The sequence below is a fragment of the Vibrio genomosp. F10 str. 9ZD137 genome (assembly GCF_049974785.1).
In the GTDB taxonomy this organism is placed as follows: Bacteria; Pseudomonadota; Gammaproteobacteria; order Enterobacterales; family Vibrionaceae; genus Vibrio.
In genome coordinates this window covers 1-869 of sequence record NZ_JBNGCJ010000112.1, presented here as the reverse complement: position 1 = coordinate 869, position 869 = coordinate 1, and the positions used below count along the sequence as shown (strand labels likewise).

Genomic DNA, 869 nt, shown 5'->3' with positions numbered 1-869 from the left:
CTAAACAATGTGGCGGGTGCGAGCGGTAACAGCGAAATGGACTTTTCAAGCGCGACGATTTTAGTCGATTTTTCCAATGATCCTGCCTTATTCCCTGATGGGAGTTATACCAGTGCAGACGATACCTTTGTTAGGGTGTCGGTTGCAGGTTATTCATTGGACGATTTTTTCATCCAGATTTTTGGTCACGACAAAATTGTTTCAGCCAGTGCGGTAGCAGGGCCAAGCCCTCCAGAGGTATTACTGGCGAATATTGTTCCTGTTGCTGTGTGTGAAGGAGAGGATGCTGGCACCAATGGATATAACACGGGTGAAATTTACGCGCTCAAGTTAGCGAGTCAGAATGACAGTGCAATGGGAGCAGGAAATTATCAACTGCTCGACTTTGGTTCTGGTGCAAATACGGTACGACAAGCCTTAGCTGGGGGGTTTGAAGAAAGCATCAATATCAACAACCCCGTGACAACAAAGCCAGGCAATACTATTGGGCCAGTAGGGCAAGGATTAAATACTCGATTTGGTGTTTATGGTGGTGGGGGAGTCAGTGCTGCTGACCATCCATCAGATGTGTATGTTAGGGAGCCTGCCAAGCCAGCATCAATGGATAATTCAGGCGTGATTACCTATGACGACACCTCCGGATCGGGTGGTTCCGCTTGGGGGTATGCTGATTATTCAGCTGCGTTGCCAGATTGTACCGGGGACTCTGATTGCCGAATAGCGCAAGGTGGGCAATATAAACGTCGAATATTACCCATTCCAATCGTAGATTGCGCCGGTGCCGATGGCGGTACAAACAGCTTCGATATTAAATCGATAGGGTGCTTTTTCTTATTACAACAAGCCCCGACAAGTAATGGCAGTAAACA

Annotated in this window: 1 protein-coding gene; it reads left to right on the top strand. The window is 47.6% G+C overall.

Features of this window, described 5'->3' with window-relative positions:
- Positions 1 to 869: pilus assembly protein (locus ACP45E_RS01380; protein ID WP_158008355.1), on the top strand; the 869-nt coding region annotated here is incomplete at both ends.